Origin of the sequence: Streptomyces sp. NPDC006309 (assembly GCF_040613095.1) — a bacterium.
GTDB lineage: Bacteria > Actinomycetota > Actinomycetes > Streptomycetales > Streptomycetaceae > Streptomyces.
Genome location: NZ_JBEXRO010000030.1, coordinates 1 through 15989 on the forward strand (window position 1 = coordinate 1; position 15989 = coordinate 15989).

Here is a 15989-nt window from a genome sequence, read left to right on the forward strand (position 1 = left end):
GCCCGGCGATCTCGTCGTTCGACAGTCCCAGTGCGACAAGCCCCACGACGTCGCGTTCCCGTCGCGTCAGCCCCGCTCAGCAGCGGGGCGCACGGCCGTGTCCGGGTCCGGGTCCCTCGCTCACCGTCCGCTCAATCGAGGCGCGCGTCCGCGTACACCACCTCGAACTCCTCCAGGCCGACCACGTCCACGTGCGCCTTCGCCGTCGCCGCGTGGCGCGCGCCGGCCATGGCCGCGCGCGAGGCGGCCAGGCAGGTACGGTCGGTGAACAGGGCCCCGGCGACGCCCCGGCCCCCCTCGCGGTCGATCAGCAGCGAGATCCTGGCCAGTCCCGGAAGGGACTCGGCCCGGGGTACCACCGTCGACCGGAACGTGTCGATGACCAGGTCCGCGTCCGGGGGGTCGAACTCCAGCCGGGTGACGCGCAGTCCGCCGCCCTGGAGGGGGTGTGCGAGGTGGTGGACCACCGCGGCCTCGTAGGCGGCTACCGCGACCGTTCCCGCGAAGGGCTCCAGGAGTCCCGCACGCCGCTCGCGCATCACCTCGTCGCTGTTCCGGCGCGCCTCCTCGGTCTCCCACCAGCTCGCGGTGAAGATCTTGCCGAGGACCCGGTCCGCGAACACACTCGCCCCGCGGTATCCGGGGCGTTCCTCCAGCAGGTCCCGTCCCTGACTGTTCAGGGACCGTACGGCCGTGCCGAGCAGGGCCGGATCGCCGGTCGCGTACACCGTGCGCACGAACATGAGCCTCGCCTCCCGAGGGCTGTGGCCGCCCGGCACCGCCGGACAGGTGCAGCACATCCGACCCCTCCAGTCTCACGGGTGGGGCAAAACCCCGCAATGCGCACGGGATTCAGCCGTTCGCCACCCAGCGCTTGACGCGGGCATGGCGGCCGGGCACGGTGGAGGACATCTGGTAAGGAAACTTTCCTAACAGAAAGGTCCCTCCCATGCGCCTCCGCTCCCTGACCCTGGCCGCGGCCTCCGGCACCGCCCTGCTCGCCGCCGGACTCCTGCCCGCGCACGCCTCCGCCGTCCCCACGCCCAGGTCGGCGCAGGAGGGCACGGTCAGCGCCGCCGACCTGCTCTCGAAGGTGACGTCCTGTTCCCAGGTCTCCAACGGCAAGTACCAGACCGACGAGGAGACGTCGGCCACCGTCCCCGTGTGCGGCAAGAACGGCGCGGTGTTCTGGAAGGCCGACCTGGACATCGACTGCGACGGCCAGCGCACCACCAACTGCAACGAGGACCGCGACCCCTGGTACCAGGACGACACCGCCTTCCACCAGTCCGACGGCAAGCCGCTCAAGGCGGAGACGCTGCCGTACATCGTCGTGCCCAGCACCAGCGGCATCTGGAACTACTCCAACGCCGGCATCAAGGGCGGCGGCGTGGTCGCCGTCATCTACAACAACAAGGTCGAGTACGCCGTCGTCGGCGACACCGGCCCCACGAAGATCATCGGCGAGGCCTCGTACGCCACCGCCAAGGCGCTCGGCATCGACCCCGACCCGGCCACCGGCGGCGCCGACTCGGGCGTGACCTACATCCTGTTCAAGAACTCCAAGGTCTCCCCCATCGAGAGCCACAGCGCCGCGGTCAGCCTCGGCAACCAGCTGGCCCAGCAGTTCCTGTCGAACAACTGACACCACCCGCCGTCTGCGGGGTGTCAGACGGGCCGTACCCCGGCGTGCACCGTGTAGGCGCCCAGGACTAACAGGTCCGGCCGCAGGTGCACGCTCGCCGGGTCGGAGGGGTCGAGCAGCCGGTCGAGGGTGGCCCGGTCCCCGGCGTCGAGGGCGTCGCCGAAACCGTCGCGCAGCCGGGACAGGTGCGCGGCGACGTAGGCGCGGGTCCGGCCGGCGGCCGGGGCGGGCAGGTCGAGCAGGAAGGTGCGGGTACGGGTGCGCCCGAGGCCGGCGGCCCTCAGCAGGGCGGGCCAGTCCTCGGTCTCGGTGGCCGAACCGGGCAGGTCGGCCCGCATCCGCGCGAACCACTCCTCCTCCAGCGCGTCCAGCCGCGCCTGTAGTCCGGGACGGCCGATGCCGATGTCCCGGGGCAGGAAACGGGAGGGCAGGCCGCCCTCGAGCAGGGCCAGCGTGCCGCCGGGGGCGAGCCGCCCGGCGAACGCCGTGAGCCCGGCACGCTGGTCGCCGAGGTGGTGCAGGCTGCGGCTGGCCCACAGCAGGCCGGCAGGGCGGTCCAGCTCGTCGAGTACGCCGGGCAGTTCACCGGCGAGCGTGCCGAAGCGGTCGGCGACGCCCTGGCGGGCGGCCCGGGCCCGGGCACGCTCCAGCAGCGGTGCGGCGCCGTCCACGGCGACGACCCGGGCGCCGGGGAAGGCCTCGGCGAACAGGCAGGAGACGACTCCGGGACCGCTGCCCGCGTCCACGATCAGGCCCGGCTCGGTCACCTCTTCCGCGAGCCACGCCATGGCCTGCTCGTACACGGGGGTGAACAGCTCCGCCTGTGTCTCCAGCAGGGGGCCCAGCTCGTTCCAGTCGAGGTCCGTGCCGTGCCCGTGGCCGTGGCCGTGCTGATGGGCGGTGCCGTGGTGGTCGTGGTGGTCGTGCGCCATGGTGGTCAGCCTCTCTTCCGGATGCGGTCAGCGTGCGACGGCACACCGGACGAGGGCCACCCATGTTGCCGATACGGCAAAAACCGGGTGCGCCGCCGGGGCCCGGCCGACGAGACCGGACCCCGGCGGATCCTCATCCGGCTACGGAAGCGCCGGGTACGCGTTCTGCATCAGCTGCTGGAACTGGGCGGAGAACCAGTGCCCGGCCAGCGGCGCGTTCGGCAGCGCGCCCGAGGGGCTGTTGCCGTTGCGGCCGTTGCCGCCGTAGGTGGGGTCGCACATCCGGTCGAAGCCCTTGCCCTCGTCGTTGGTGATGGCGGAGCTGGCGCCGTCCGACTCCCCCGGGGGCTTCACCCACACGTAGGCGTCGATCCCGGCCGCGGGGGCCGCGGTCGGCCGCTCACCGAGACCGGCACCGCTCTGGTTGCACCAGTTGCCGACGTGGATGCGCCGGTCGGTGCGGCTGCCGTTGACGTAGTCGTCGACGGAGGTCAGCGGGCCGGACTTGGTGGGCCGGGCGGCGCCGCCCCAGCCGTTGCGGGAGGTGTCGATCAGCATGCCGAGACCGGAGTTGAAGCCGACCGAGACCAGCTTGTCCCGCAACCCCTGGGCGAAGGACTGCTCGTCCACGTACTGGTTCCAGTCCACCCACTTCGACTGGCGCACGGTCTGCCCGTTCACGCTGTCGGTGACCTTGAAGTACGGCTCCTTGGTGGCGCTGTAGTTGGCGGTGTTGACGATGAAGCCGGTGACGTCGTTCACGCTGGCGCCGTTGGTCGTGGCGACCTTGTAGAACTCCTGGGCGGCCGGGCCGAGGTTGGTGTCCCAGCCGAGCCAGCCGTGGTGGCCGGCGTCGATGTAGTTGTAGACGTTCGGGATGGCGCCCAGCTTGTCCAGGGCGTAGCTGACGCCCTTCTCGTAGTTGCCGTTGGCCTTCATGGTCGCGCAGGCGTCGGTGCTGCCGGCGGTGCCGCCGGCGTTGGTGGTGAGGTTGGGCAGCGAGTCCGGTTCGATGACGGTGGCGATGCGCAGGCCCGCGTACTTGGCGTCGGCCAGGATGGACGCGATCGGGTCGATGTACTGCGACTTGTACTTGTCGATGTCGTTCGGGCCGAGCTCGCCGTTGGAGGCGAGGGCGGCGCAGTCCCGGCCGGGCAGGTCGTAGATGACCAGCTGGACGACGAGGTTGCCGGAGCCCTTCTGCTTCAGGGCCTCGTCCAGATGGGCGCGCAGGCCCATGCTGCCGCTGACCCCGTTGATGGTGGCGATCCGGTCGAGCCAGACCGCGGTGGGCTGGTTGGAGACGCGGCTGCCGCCCGGTTCCGCGGCGGCCTTGGCGGACCACTCCGGGTTCACGTAGACCTTGGCGCCGGTGTAGGGGTTGTCGGCGCGGCTGCCGGTGTCCCCGCCGCCTCCGCCGCCCGTACTGCCCCCGGTGTCCCCGCCGGTGCTGCCACCGGTGGTGCCGCCGGTGCTGCCGCCGGTGCTGCCACCCGTGTCCCCGCCGGTGCTGCCGCCGGTGCTGCCACCGGTAGTGCTGCCACCGGTGCCGCCGTCGGCGTTGCAGGTGACGCCGTCGAGCGTGAAGGTGGCGGGGACGGCGTTGGTGCCGCTGTAGGTGCCGTTGAAGCCGAAGCTGACCGAACCGCCGGTCGCGAGCGAGCCGTTGTAGCTCTCGTTGGCAGCGGTGACCGCGGTGCCGCTCTGGGTGAGCTTGGCGTTCCAGCCGCTGGTGACCTTCTGGGTGCCGCCGTACGACCACTTCACCGCCCAGCTGGACTTGGCGGCGGCGTTGTTGGTGACGGTCACGGCGGCGGTGAAGCCGGTGTCCCACTGGCTCTGGATCTTGTAGTCGACCGTGCAGGGCACGGCGGCGGCGGTGTCGGCGGAACCGGCCGGCAGGGCCGCGAACGCCGTCCCGGAGGCTCCGGCGAGCAGGCCGAGGGCCACCAGCAGTGTTGTTCGGGTACGGCTCATGGGTGCGGGTTTCCTTCTTCCGTGGGTGCGGGGCTCAGGGGTTCAGGGCGCGCAGGTGGTCACGCAGCCCGGCGCCGTACGCGGTGGGTGTGCCGTCGTAGGCGGAGATGAGGGACGGCCCGGAGGAGCAGTCCCAGGTGTTCCAGGTCCAGCCCAGGTAGGACAGGCCGTGGTCGTCGAACCACTTCATGACCTGGTCGACGAACCCGTGCGAGCAGGTGTTCTCACCTATCTCCCCGGCGATCAGCGGCACTTGGGCCGCCACCGGGGCGAGCGTGGAGTTCCAGCAGCTCTCGGTCGAGCAGGTGTTGAAGTTGTAGACGTGGTAGGCGGCGGCGAGATTGTCGGCCGGGTCGGTGGGCCGGTACGCCGCCCACTGGCTGAGGTCGTTCGAGTAGGCCAGACCGCCGGCCATGACGACGTTCTTGGCTCCGGTGCCGCGGACGCTGTCGACCAGGTCCTGCATGCCGGCCACCTCGTAGGAGATCCCGGGGCAGGTGCCCCCGTCCCGCCAGCACTTCCAGGCGTCCGCGGCAGTGCTGGTCGCCCGGTCCGGGTACGGCTCGTTGAACAGGTCGAACACGGCGGCCCGGTCGTCCTTGAAGGTGTTCGCCACCGACGCCCAGAACGACGGGCTGTACTGCATGTCGGGCATCGGCTTCTGGCAGGTGGCGTGCACGTCGGAGCAGCCCGCCGAGTTCCCGGTGTACTGGCCGTAGGTCCAGTGCAGGTCCAGGATCGGCGTCATGCCGTGCGCCTCGACGCGGGCCACCAGCTCCTTCACGGCGGTGATGTAGTTGGCGCCGGCGTACTCGGGTTTGACGTTGGCGAGACCCAGCCAGCACTCCTCGTTGAGCGGGATGCGGACCGCGTTCGCCTTCCAGTCGGCGATCGCCTTGACGGCCGCGTCGTCCACGGGGCCGTCCCAGATGCCGTAGCCCTGCACGCACATGAACTCGCCGCCGGACCGGTTGACGCCGAGCAGACGGCGGGTCCGGCCGTCGGCGTCCACGAGTTTGCTGCCGGAGACGTGCAGTGCGGGCGCGGTGCCGCCGGACGGGGGTGGCGTCGTCGGTGGCGGGGTCGTGGGGGGTGGGGTCGTCGGTTCGGTGTCCACGTTGCAGGTCGTGCCGTTGAGCTTGAACACGGTGGGCGTGGCGTTGCTCCCCGACCAGGAGGCGAGGAACCCGGCGCTGACGCTCGCGCCGGTGCCGAGCCCGCCGTTCCAGCTCTCGCCGGCAGCGGTCACGGTGGTGCCGGACTGGGACCATGAGGCGTTCCAGCCCTGCGTGACCTTCTGCCCGCCGGCGAGGTCGAAGGTGAGCTTCCAGCCGCTCAGCGCGGCGCGGTTGTTGGTGATCTTCACCGACCCCTGGAAGCCGTTGTCCCACTGGCTGGTGACGGAGTACTCCACCGAGCACGCGGGCGTGGCTCCCTGGGCCGACACCACCGGGACGATCGCGCTCGTGACGAGCGCGATCGCACCGGAGGCGGCTAGAAGTACTGAACGCGGGGGGTGTCGCATGAGCGACTCCTTGCAGTTTGGCGCGCCGTGACGGACGCGTCGACTGAATGGAATCGCTCCCACTGGTGCGATGGAAGGTAGCGCCAACTCGCCGCCGTGCCCAGGGGAGTTGCTCGACTTTTCTCCAACCGGTCCAGTCGAATCTTTTCGATTCTTCAAGCATCTTGACCGCCCCCGCCCGCATCCCCACTATGGGAGCGCTCCCACTGGTTCAAGCCTTGACTTCTTCCCGAGCCGCACGCCGCAAGGAGGAACCAGCACCATGGATCCCGGACGGAAGAGCAGAGCCGGGCGGCGGTGGTGGACCGCGGTCGCCGCCGCGTTCGCCCTGCCGCTGTCGATGCTCGCCACCGGCACGGAGACCGCCCACGCGGCCACCGTGCAGTGCAGCGTCGACTACAAGACCAACGACTGGGGCTCCGGCTTCACCGCCGAGCTCACCCTCACCAACCGTGGCACCGCCGCCCTCGACGGCTGGACGCTGACCTACGGCTACACGGGCAACCAGAAGCTGTCCAACGGCTGGAACGGCACGTGGTCCCAGTCCGGCCAGACGGTCACCGTGAAGAACGCCTCGTACAACGGCACCGTCGCCGCGGGCGCCGCCGTCACCACCGGCGCCCAGTTCACCTACAGCGGCACCAACACCGCCCCCACGTCCTTCGCGGTCAACGGCACCTCCTGCACCGGCGCCCACCAGCCGCCGGTGACCGTGCTGACCAGCCCGAGCGCGGGCGCGGTCTACACCCAGGGCGAGGCGGTGCCGCTCGCGGCGACCGCGGCGGCGGCCGACAACGCGACGATCGGCAAGGTGGAGTTCTACGACGACACCACGCTGCTGGGCACGGACACGAGCGCGCCCTACTCGCTCTCGGTCTCCAGCCTGGCCGCGGGCAGCCATTCGCTGGTGGCGAAGGCGTACGACAGCCTGGGCGCGTCCGCCGCGTCCACCCCCGTGGGCATCACGGTCGCCTCCGGGCCCGCCGTGGTCGCCTCGCCCTCCCAACTTGGCGTGCAGCAGGGCAAGTCGGGCACGTTCTCGGTGAAGCTGTCGACGCAGCCGAGCGCGAACGTGACGGTGAGCACCGCCCGTACCGACGGCAACGCGGGCCTGTCCGTGACGGCCGGTTCCGCACTGACCTTCACCCCGTCGAACTGGAACACCGCGCAGCCGGTGACCATCACGGCGGACTCCTCCGGCACCGGCGGCGCGACCTTCACCGCGTCGGCCACCGGGCACACCAAGGCGACGGTCACGGTCACGGAGCTGCCCGCGTCGAAGGCGTACGACGCCCGCTTCCTGGATCTGTACGGAAAGATCACCAACCCGGCTAACGGTTACTTCTCCCCCGAGGGCGTTCCGTACCACTCGGTGGAGACGCTGATCGTGGAGGCCCCGGACCAGGGCCATGAGAGCACGTCGGAGGCGTACAGCTACCTGCTGTGGCTCCAGGCGATGTACGGCAAGGTCACCGGTGACTGGTCGAAGTTCAACGGCGCGTGGGACGTCATGGAGAAGTACATGATCCCCACCCACGCCGACCAGCCGACGAACTCCTTCTACAACGCCTCCAAGCCGGCGACGTACGCACCCGAGGCGGACACGCCGAACGAGTACCCGGCGAAGCTCGACACGTCCGTGCCGGTGGGCACGGATCCGATAGCCGGCGAGCTGAAGAGCGCGTACGGCACGGACGACGTCTACGGGATGCACTGGATCGAGGACGTGGACAACGTCTACGGCTACGGTGACGAGCCCGGCAAGTGCGAGGCCGGACCGACGGCCACCGGACCGTCGTACATCAACACCTTCCAGCGCGGGCCGCAGGAGTCCGTCTGGGAGACGGTGCCGCAGCCGACCTGCGACGCCTTCAAGTACGGCGGGAAGAACGGCTACCTGGACCTGTTCACCGGCGACTCCTCCTACGCCAAGCAGTGGAAGTACACCGACGCCCCGGACGCGGACGCGCGCGCCGTGCAGGCCGCGTACTGGGCCGACGTGTGGGCGAAGGCGCAGGGCAAGGGCGGTGACGTCGCCACGACCGTGTCCAAGGCCGCGAAGATGGGCGACTACCTGCGGTACGCGATGTACGACAAGTACTTCAAGAAGATCGGCAACTGTGCCGGACCCTCGTCCTGCGCCGCCGGCACCGGCAAGGACGCCTCGCACTACCTGCTGTCCTGGTACTACGCCTGGGGCGGCGCCAACGACACCAGCGCCGGCTGGGCCTGGCGGATCGGCTCCAGCCATGTCCACGGCGGCTACCAGAACCCCCTGGCCGCGTACGCGCTCAGCTCCTACGCCGACCTGAAGCCCAAGTCGGCGACGGGCGCCTCCGACTGGAGCAAGTCGCTCCAGCGGCAGCTGGAGTTCTACCAGTGGCTCCAGTCGTCCGAGGGCGCGATCGCGGGCGGCGCGACCAACAGCTGGCAGGGCCGGTACGCGACCCCGCCGGCGGGCACGTCCACCTTCTACGGCATGTACTACGACGAGGCTCCCGTCTACCACGACCCGCCGTCCAACCAGTGGTTCGGCTTCCAGGCGTGGTCGATGGAACGGGTCGCCGAGTACTACCAGCAGACCGGGAACGCCCAGGCGAAGGCGGTCCTCGACAAGTGGGTGAAGTGGGCGCTGTCCAAGACCACGGTCAACCCGGACGGCACCTTCAAGATCCCCTCCACCCTCCAGTGGTCGGGGCAGCCCGACACCTGGAACGCGTCGAGCCCCGGCTCCAACAGCGGGCTGCACGTGACGGTCGCCGACTACACCGAGGACGTCGGCGTGGCCGCCGCGTACGCCAAGACCCTGACGTACTACGCCGCCAGGTCCGGTGACGCGACCGCCAAGTCCACGGCGAAGGCGCTGCTGGACGGCATGTGGAACAACCACCAGGACAGCCTGGGCATCGCCGTCCCCGAGACCCGCAGCGACTACAGCCGGTTCAACGACAGCGTGTACGTGCCGAGCGGCTGGACCGGCACCATGCCGAACGGCGACGCGATCAACTCCTCGTCCACGTTCGCCTCGCTGCGGTCCTTCTACAAGAGCGACCCGAACTGGTCGAAGGTCGAGGCCTACCTCAAGGGCGGCGCCGCGCCCGTGTTCACGTACCACCGGTTCTGGGCCGAGGCGGACATCGCCATGGCCATGGGCTCGTACGCGGAGCTGCTCGAATAGTCCCCGCTGACGCTCCGCGTGCACGGCCCCGTCACCGGACGACGGGGCCACCCGGCCGGGCGGCCACCACCCGCACAGGTGGCCGCCCGGTCCGCGCGTCCGCCCGCCCCCGGACGCGCCACGATTCCCCCCCGTGACGCCCGCCGTCCTCCCGGGGCCGTCCCGGTCCGTCAGTCGCCGTCGCTCACGCGGAAGTGGCCGGGGCGTTCGTGGGCCGGCGGTTTCCGGAAGGCCAGTAAGCCGAAGCGCGGGTCGGGGCGCGGGCGGTCCTGGTCCGGGAGTCCGGCCAGCCGTGCGGCGAACTCCTCGGTGCGCGGCTCGCCCGGCGGCAGCAGGGTGAACCAGCCGCGGCGCAGGTCGGCGATGGTGCTGCGGGGGCTGCGGCCCTGTCCGGCGCCGCGGAACGCGGTGCGGCCGGCCGGCCGGAACCCCTGCCGGACGGCGTGGGCCGTCACGGCGCCGGGGGCGTCCGCGGCGGGGCGGCGCGGGCGGGCGGCGAGGACGGCGTCGATGTCGCTGCCGACGTCGTGCGCGGCGGCCTTGTCCACGGTGGTGACGTACGTCCCGCCGGGCCGCAGCACGCGCGCGCACTCGGCGACCACCGCCCGCACGTCCTCCGGGTCGTGCAGCAGGTGCAGCAGCCAGACGGTGACGACGGCGTCGAAGGTGCCGGCGCGGAAGGGCAGCCGGCGGCCGTCGGCCCGGACGATCGCGCCGGGCAGCCGGGCCGCGGCCCTGCGCACCATGGCCGGGGTGGCATCCACGCCCGTCACCCGCGATTCCGGGCGGACGGCGGCGAATCGCCTGGTCACGATTCCGGTGCCGCAGGCGACGTCCAGGAGGCGGCCCGGACCGCCCGGTATCAGACCGAGGACGGCTTCCGCGGCAGCCGCGGCGCGGGCCTCGCCGCCGCGCAGGGCGTCGTAACGGCCGGCTTCCTTCTCGTAGTCCAGCACATCGCTCAGTGTGCTCCGTGGCCCGGCGCGATGTCCTCCACCCTGCGGGCGAGAGCGAAGTCCTTCGCGGTCACGGCGCCGCCCGCGCTGTGGGTGTGCACGGCGAGGGACACGCTGTGGTAGCCGAGGGTGAGGTCGGAGTGGTGGTCCAGCTCGTCCTGGACGGCGGCGATGTGCACGACCAGCGCCGCCGCCGCGACATGCGAGGGGAGCCGGTAGGAGCGGGTCAGCCGGTCACCGTCGGCCGACCAGCCGGGCAGTTCGGTGAGCCGGTCCTCGATCTCCTGCTGCGACAGCGGTTCCACGGCCATGGCCGGGCTCCCTTCGTGAGGTGCGGGGTGCCGGACACGGGTCCGGCGGTCCAGCGTGCCACGGGGGCGGGGGGCGCGGTACGGCGACGCGTCGGGACCGGCGCGTCCGCCGTTCGATGCCCTCCGCCGTCCTCGACTAGGGTCGGCGGTATGACGATCGTCGCGTCGAGCCCGACCGCCTCCGCCGCCGCCCTCCCGGGCAAGGGGGCCGGGCCGTTGCTGCGCGCCTGGCGGGAGCGGCGCCGGATCTCCCAGCTGGAGCTGGCGCTGCGCGCCGACTCCTCCGCCCGGCACATCAGCTTCATCGAGACCGGGCGGTCCCGGCCGAGCGAGGAGATGGTGCTGCGGCTCGCCGAACAACTGGACGTGCCGGTACGGGAGCGCAACTCCCTTCTGCTGGCGGCCGGTTACGCCCCGCGCTATCCGGAGACCCCGCTGGACGACCCGGCGCTGGACGCGCTGCGTGACGGCATGGAACGCCTCATCCGGGGCTACGAGCCCTACCCCGCGCTGGTGGTCGACGCCGGGTACACGGTCGTCGCCGCGAACCGGGGCATCGCGATGCTGCTGGAGGGCGTGCCGGAGGAGCTGACGGCACCGGCGCCGAACGCGATGCGGCTGACCCTGCACCCCGAGGGGCTGGCGCCGCGCATCCGGAACCTGCGCGAGTGGCGCGGGCACCTGCTGGCGCAGATGGAGCGGGAGATCGCCCTGCACCGCTCGGACCGGCTCCGCGCCCTGTACGAGGAGGTGGCGGCGTACCCGGTGCCCGAGGAGCCGCCCGGCGCCGAACCGGCCGCACCTGTCCCGTACTTCGCGCTGCCCCTGCGCATCGAGCACGACGGCCGGATCCTGTCGTTCGTGTCCTCGATCTCGACGTTCAACACGCCGATGGACGTCACGGTCGCCGAACTCGCCATCGAGACGTTCCTGCCGGCGGACCCGGCGACCGCCAAGTACCTGCACACACTGGTCGGCTGAGCCGTCCTCCCGGCCGCCGGCCGCCCCGGGGGCGGGTACGGGACGGCGGCACATGACAGACTGCTGCCCGCGTACGTCGGTCGCAGGGGAGGGGCGTGGCGTGAGTGAGCGGCGGGCCGCGCCCACGGTGGGTCAGGTGGTGCTCGGCAAACGGCTTCAGGAACTGCGCGAGGCGGCGGGGCTCAGCCGTGAGGAGGCCGCCCGCGTCCTGAGGGTGGCGTCGGCGACCGTACGGCGGATGGAGACGGCCGAGGTCGCGCTGAAGATCCCTTACGTGCAGGTGCTGCTGTCCACCTACGGGGTGACCGGGGAGGAGACCGACGCGTTCGTGCGGCTCGCCGAGGAGGCGAACCAGCCGGGCTGGTGGCAGCGCTTCCACGACGTGCTGCCGGACTGGTTCAGCCTGTACGTCAGCCTGGAGGGCGCCGCCCGGATCATCCGCTCCTACGAGCCGCACTTCGTGCCCGGACTGCTCCAGACCGAGGCGTACGCGCGCGCCGTCATGGAGGCCGGGACGATCGGGCAGACCTCGCCGGAGACGATCGAGCGGCATGTGTCGCTGCGCATGGAACGGCAGCGGCTGCTGGAGCGGGACGACCCGCCCCACCTGTGGGTCATCATGGACGAGACGGTGCTCAGACGCCCGGTGAGCGCACGGCCCCAGGTGATGCGGGACCAGCTGGACCGGCTGCTGGAGTACGGCGAACGGGACCGCGTCACCCTCCAGATCGCCGAGTTCGCGGCGGGCCCGCACCCGGGGACGTACGCGCCGTTCACACTGTTCCGGTTCGCCGAGCCCGAACTGCCGGACATGGTGTTCACCGAGTACCTGACCGGCGCGCTCTACCTGGACGCGCGCCGCGAGGTCGCCACGCACCTGGAGGTGCTGGACCACATGACGGCCCGGGCCGGGTCCGCCCGGCGCACGCGGGAGCTGCTGCTGGAGTACCGCGACCGCCTCTGAGGCCGCGGGCCCGTCCGGTGTGACCCGTACGGGTCCGGTGACGGGTGCGTTCCGGGACGCGGCCCTAGGTTCTGAGTACGGGGCGGACCGAGGGAGCGCACGTGACCGACACGCAGACACCGCCCGGGCAGTCCGGTGCGGCCCCGCTCGCCGCCGCCCGTCTCCTCCGGCCGGGGCCGGCCGTACCCGGCCCTTCCCCAGCCGGCTCGTACGGCCCGGGCAGTCCGGTGCGGGAGCCCTGATGCCCTCGGACGCGGTGCTCCACCAGGCGGCCGCCCTCTGTCTGACCTATCCGGACGAGGACCTCATCGCCCGTCTGCCACTGCTGCGCGAGGCCGCCCCGCAGCTGCGCGGGTTCACCGACCACGCGGCCGTCACCCCCGCCCGGGAGCTGGCCGCCCACTACCAGCGGGTCTTCGCCGCCGGGCACCGGCACGGCCTGTACCTGAGCCGGTGGCGCGACGGCCCCACCCCACGGCGGGCGGCACTGGACCGCTTCGAGAGCCTCTACCGCCGGCACGGCCTGGAGTGCGACGGCGGGCGACCGCCCGACTTCCTGCCCGCGGTGCTGGAGCTCACCGCGCGGACCGGCGACACCAGCGTGCTGACCGAGTACCGCGACGGCCTGGAGCGGCTGCGCGCGCGGCTGGCCGAGGACGGCACGCCGTACGCCGGTGTGCTGGACGCGGTGTGCGCCACCCTCCCGGCCGCCCACGGCTGAGCGGTACGGCCGGCGGCCCGCCCGGGAACCGCGATGCCGCGCCCCGGCGGGGGCGCGGCATCCGGGGACGGACGAGCGTCAGGCCAGCTCGGCCGTCAGGGTGATGGTCGTGCCGGTCAGGGCCTGGCTGACCGGGCAGTTCTTCTTGGCGTCCTCGGCGGCGGAGGCGAAGCCCTCCGCGTCGACGCCCGGCACCTCGCCGCGCACGGTGAGGTGGATGCCGGTGATGCCCTCGCCCGGCTGGAAGGTGACGTCGGCCTTGGTCTCCAGCCGGGTGGGCGGGGTGCCGGCGCCGGCCAGGCCGTGCGAGAGGGCCATGGAGAAGCAGCTGGAGTGGGCGGCGGCGATCAGCTCCTCGGGGCTGGTCCTGCCGTTCGCCTGCTCGGCGCGCGAGGGCCACGACACCGGCTGCTGGCCGATGCCGGAGGAGTCGAAGGTGACGACGCCGTTGCCCTCGAGCAGGTTGCCTTCCCAGACGGTGTGCGCGGTGCGCGTGGTTGCCACGATGGTTCCTTTCGCGAGTGTCGCGTACGGGGTTCCCCGTGGCCCTATCCGATCACATCCGGGCTCGTCGCACGCTGCGGACGGCCCACGCGGCCCGGACGGGAGGCACATCGGGCGGCGGGACGGCGGGTTCAGGCGGCCTGCTCCTCCTCGGCGGCGGCGGTGAGCGGCACCTGCGGTCCGTCCAGTTCGCGCAGCCAGCGGCGCAGTACGCGGTGGACGTGCTCGGCGCCGGCCGGTTCCCCGCCGTCCTCGACCGGTGCGGACAGCTCCCGCGGGAAGAGCAGGAACGGGCGGGACTGGGCGCCGCCGAGGCCGCCGTGGGAGCCGATCTGTTCCTCGAAGGCGAGGACCTCGCCGTCGGCGGGATCGTAGGCGGAGTTCACCATGATGTCCGCGGTGTGCGGGAAGGAGTGGGTGCGGCGGACGGCGTCGGCGGCACCGGGGCCGAAGGGGGCCAGCGGGCCGGGCTCGTCGTCGAGCCGGGCCAGCGGTGTCTGGGCGCCGTCGGCGCCGAGCACCACGCCGTCGTGCTCCGCGCTGCGCACCAGGAGGAATCCGACGCCGGGATGGTTGGCGAGGGTGGTGAGCAGCGCGGGGTGTCGGGCGTCGATCTCCTCCTTGGTCATGCGGTGCGGGACGTCCGGGAAGGAGACCAGACCCAGGTTGCCGGAGGCGAGCACGATCGGCTCGAACTCGCGGTCCGGGCCGTGGCCCTCGTCCTTGGGCCGCTCGGGCCGGCGCAGTGCGGCGCGGACGGTGGCGCGGGCCTCGGCGCCGCTGCGGGTGCGTTCGGCGCGGCGGGACACGGGCAGTCCGCAGCCGGCCCGGACGAGGTCGCCGAGGGTGAGGCCGTAGCGTGCGCGGAAGGTTTCGCCGGGGCTCTGTCCGTGGTCGGACAGGACGACGATGCGGTAGGGGCGCGGGGCGTGTTCGGCGACGCGTTCGATGAGGGCGAGGGACCGGTCGAGGCGCTGGAGGACCTTCTCGGCGTCGCGGCTGCGCGGGCCGGAGTGGTGGGCGACCTCGTCGTAGGCGACGAGGTCGGCGTAGACGGCGGTGCGGCCGGCGAGCATGTCCCCCATGACCGCGGCCACCACGACGTCCCGCTCGATGACGGTGGCGAACGCGCGGATGAACGGGTAGAGGCCGCCCCGGCCGACCCGCGGGCGCTGTCGGCGGATACGGGCCCGGGTCGACTCACCGATCTCGCGCGCCACCTCGGCGACGAAGCTGAGCGCGGTGCGGACGGCGTTGGCGGGGTCGCCGAAGTAGGCGAAGTACCCGGCGCGGGAACGGTTCTGGCGGCCGCGGCGGCGGATCGCGATCGACAGCACGAGGGCCTGTTCACCGGCGCCGCCGCTGAAGAGGTTGCCGCGGCTGGCGCCGTCGACGGCGAGCAGCCCGTCGTCGCCGGTGCGCAGGACGGCCCGGCGTTGCAGCTCGGCCGCGCTGGTCGGGCGGTTGCACACCATCACCTCGCCCCGGTCCTTCTCGTACCAGCGGAAGGCCGGCACGTCGAAGGTGCTGCCGTGCAGGATGCCGAGCTGGCTGGCGCCGGTCTGGCTGGACCAGTCGGTGCGCCAGGGCGTGAGACGGTGGGTGGGCCGTGCGCCGCCCGCCCGCTCCTCCCCGGCGGCGGCCGGGGACATGCCGTCCCGCGGGGACAGCCAGCGGGCGACCGTCGGCATCAGGCCCTCCCGGACCGCGTCGACGAGGACGTCGTGACCGACGCCGTCGAGCTGCACACAGACCAGCCCGGGGGCGCTCGGGCACGGTGGCGAGAACCGGCGGTCGCGGGTGGCGAGGCGGAGCAGGCGCCGCCGGTAGGGCTCGTCGTCGCGGACGGTGAGGGCCGCGCCGGTGGCGGAGGCGACGGCGGACATCACGGCGGCGACGATGACCGCGGTCTCGGGCGCGGCCTCCGCCCGGCCGGAGGGGCTGATGTACAGGGCGAGCAGCAGCAGAGAGCCGTTGAGGAAGAAGACGAGCAGGCCGAGGACGAGGGCGGGGACGAGCAGCAGGAGCCGGACGAGGAGCGGCCAGAGCACGGCGGAGAGCACACCGAAGGCGCCGGCGCCGCACGCGGCGGTCACGGCGATGCGGGTGGCGCTGTCGCCGTCGGGGGACTGGAGCCGGAAGTCGGGCAGGAGGCCGGCCAGGGCCAGCATGGTGGCCGTGGAGACCGCCCACACGGCGATGCTCCGCCCGATCTGACCGGCGGTCCGCCGCCACCGTACGTCTCGTAGGCCCCGCACGCCCCGTACCCCCCACGTCCCGGCCCGCTCCGCCTAC

At 72.3% G+C, this 15989-nt stretch carries 13 protein-coding genes and 1 pseudogene; 5 read left to right on the plus strand and 9 right to left on the minus strand.

All coding sequences use genetic code 11. The features are described from left to right. Window positions 1–70: pseudogene (locus ABZ117_RS29525) on the minus strand (DNA-binding response regulator); the annotation flags it as partial. 61 nt (window positions 71–131) lie between these two features. After that, complete coding sequence (locus tag ABZ117_RS29530; protein WP_356824986.1) at window positions 132–743, minus strand: hypothetical protein; 612 nt, start codon at window positions 741–743, stop codon at window positions 132–134. Between the two features lie 206 nt (window positions 744–949). Between ABZ117_RS29530 and ABZ117_RS29535 the strand changes: the two genes are divergently transcribed. Next, window positions 950–1645, plus strand: coding sequence for a glycoside hydrolase family 75 protein (locus ABZ117_RS29535; protein ID WP_356824988.1), 696 nt, complete (start codon window positions 950–952; stop codon window positions 1643–1645). Between the two features lie 23 nt (window positions 1646–1668). Here the strand turns inward: ABZ117_RS29535 and ABZ117_RS29540 are convergent, their stop codons facing one another. The 3 genes from ABZ117_RS29540 to ABZ117_RS29550 all read right to left on the minus strand — a co-directional run bounded on the left by ABZ117_RS29540 (window position 1669) and on the right by ABZ117_RS29550 (window position 6079). Continuing rightward, window positions 1669–2577: a methyltransferase domain-containing protein gene (locus ABZ117_RS29540; protein ID WP_356824990.1), complete on the minus strand. Its 909-nt coding sequence runs from the start codon at window positions 2575–2577 to the stop codon at window positions 1669–1671. Between the two features lie 141 nt (window positions 2578–2718). Continuing rightward, window positions 2719–4554: a glycoside hydrolase family 6 protein gene (locus ABZ117_RS29545; RefSeq protein WP_356824992.1), complete on the minus strand. Its 1836-nt coding sequence runs from the start codon at window positions 4552–4554 to the stop codon at window positions 2719–2721. A gap of 34 nt (window positions 4555–4588) precedes the next feature. Next, window positions 4589–6079: a cellulase family glycosylhydrolase gene (locus ABZ117_RS29550; protein ID WP_356824994.1), complete on the minus strand. Its 1491-nt coding sequence runs from the start codon at window positions 6077–6079 to the stop codon at window positions 4589–4591. A 262-nt stretch (window positions 6080–6341) separates the two neighbouring features. Here ABZ117_RS29550 and ABZ117_RS29555 point away from each other — a divergent pair, with 262 nt between their 5' ends. Then, the gene (locus ABZ117_RS29555; protein ID WP_356824996.1) at window positions 6342–9257 is read left to right on the plus strand and encodes a glycoside hydrolase family 48 protein; all 2916 of its coding nucleotides are present in this window, start codon (window positions 6342–6344) and stop codon (window positions 9255–9257) included. Between the two features lie 170 nt (window positions 9258–9427). Here the strand turns inward: ABZ117_RS29555 and ABZ117_RS29560 are convergent, their stop codons facing one another. Together ABZ117_RS29560 and ABZ117_RS29565 are read right to left on the minus strand one after the other, a co-directional pair. After that, entirely contained in the window at window positions 9428–10213 is a 786-nt protein-coding gene (locus ABZ117_RS29560) for a class I SAM-dependent methyltransferase (RefSeq protein WP_356824998.1), read from the minus strand. Window positions 10214–10218: 5 nt separating this feature from the next. Beyond that, entirely contained in the window at window positions 10219–10524 is a 306-nt protein-coding gene (locus ABZ117_RS29565) for a 4a-hydroxytetrahydrobiopterin dehydratase (protein WP_356825000.1), read from the minus strand. A 150-nt stretch (window positions 10525–10674) separates the two neighbouring features. On the opposite strand from ABZ117_RS29565, the gene ABZ117_RS29570 reads away from it, so the two are divergent. From ABZ117_RS29570 to ABZ117_RS29580, 3 genes are all read left to right on the plus strand, one after another. Further along, on the plus strand, window positions 10675–11505 hold the full coding sequence (locus ABZ117_RS29570; protein WP_356825002.1) for a helix-turn-helix transcriptional regulator: 831 nt from the start codon (window positions 10675–10677) through the stop codon (window positions 11503–11505). Window positions 11506–11605: 100 nt separating this feature from the next. After that, on the plus strand, window positions 11606–12469 hold the full coding sequence (locus ABZ117_RS29575; RefSeq protein ID WP_356825004.1) for a helix-turn-helix transcriptional regulator: 864 nt from the start codon (window positions 11606–11608) through the stop codon (window positions 12467–12469). A gap of 241 nt (window positions 12470–12710) precedes the next feature. Continuing rightward, window positions 12711–13190, plus strand: coding sequence for a molecular chaperone TorD family protein (locus ABZ117_RS29580; protein WP_356825006.1), 480 nt, complete (start codon window positions 12711–12713; stop codon window positions 13188–13190). Window positions 13191–13268: 78 nt separating this feature from the next. On the opposite strand, the gene ABZ117_RS29585 is transcribed toward ABZ117_RS29580, so the two are convergent. Together ABZ117_RS29585 and ABZ117_RS29590 are read right to left on the minus strand one after the other, a co-directional pair. After that, the gene (locus tag ABZ117_RS29585) at window positions 13269–13694 is read right to left on the minus strand and encodes an OsmC family protein (RefSeq protein ID WP_356825008.1); all 426 of its coding nucleotides are present in this window, start codon (window positions 13692–13694) and stop codon (window positions 13269–13271) included. A 131-nt stretch (window positions 13695–13825) separates the two neighbouring features. Beyond that, a complete protein-coding gene (locus ABZ117_RS29590) occupies window positions 13826–15952 on the minus strand; it encodes a phage holin family protein (RefSeq protein WP_356825010.1) in 2127 nt (708 codons plus the stop codon). Between the last annotated feature and the right edge of the window lie 37 nt (window positions 15953–15989).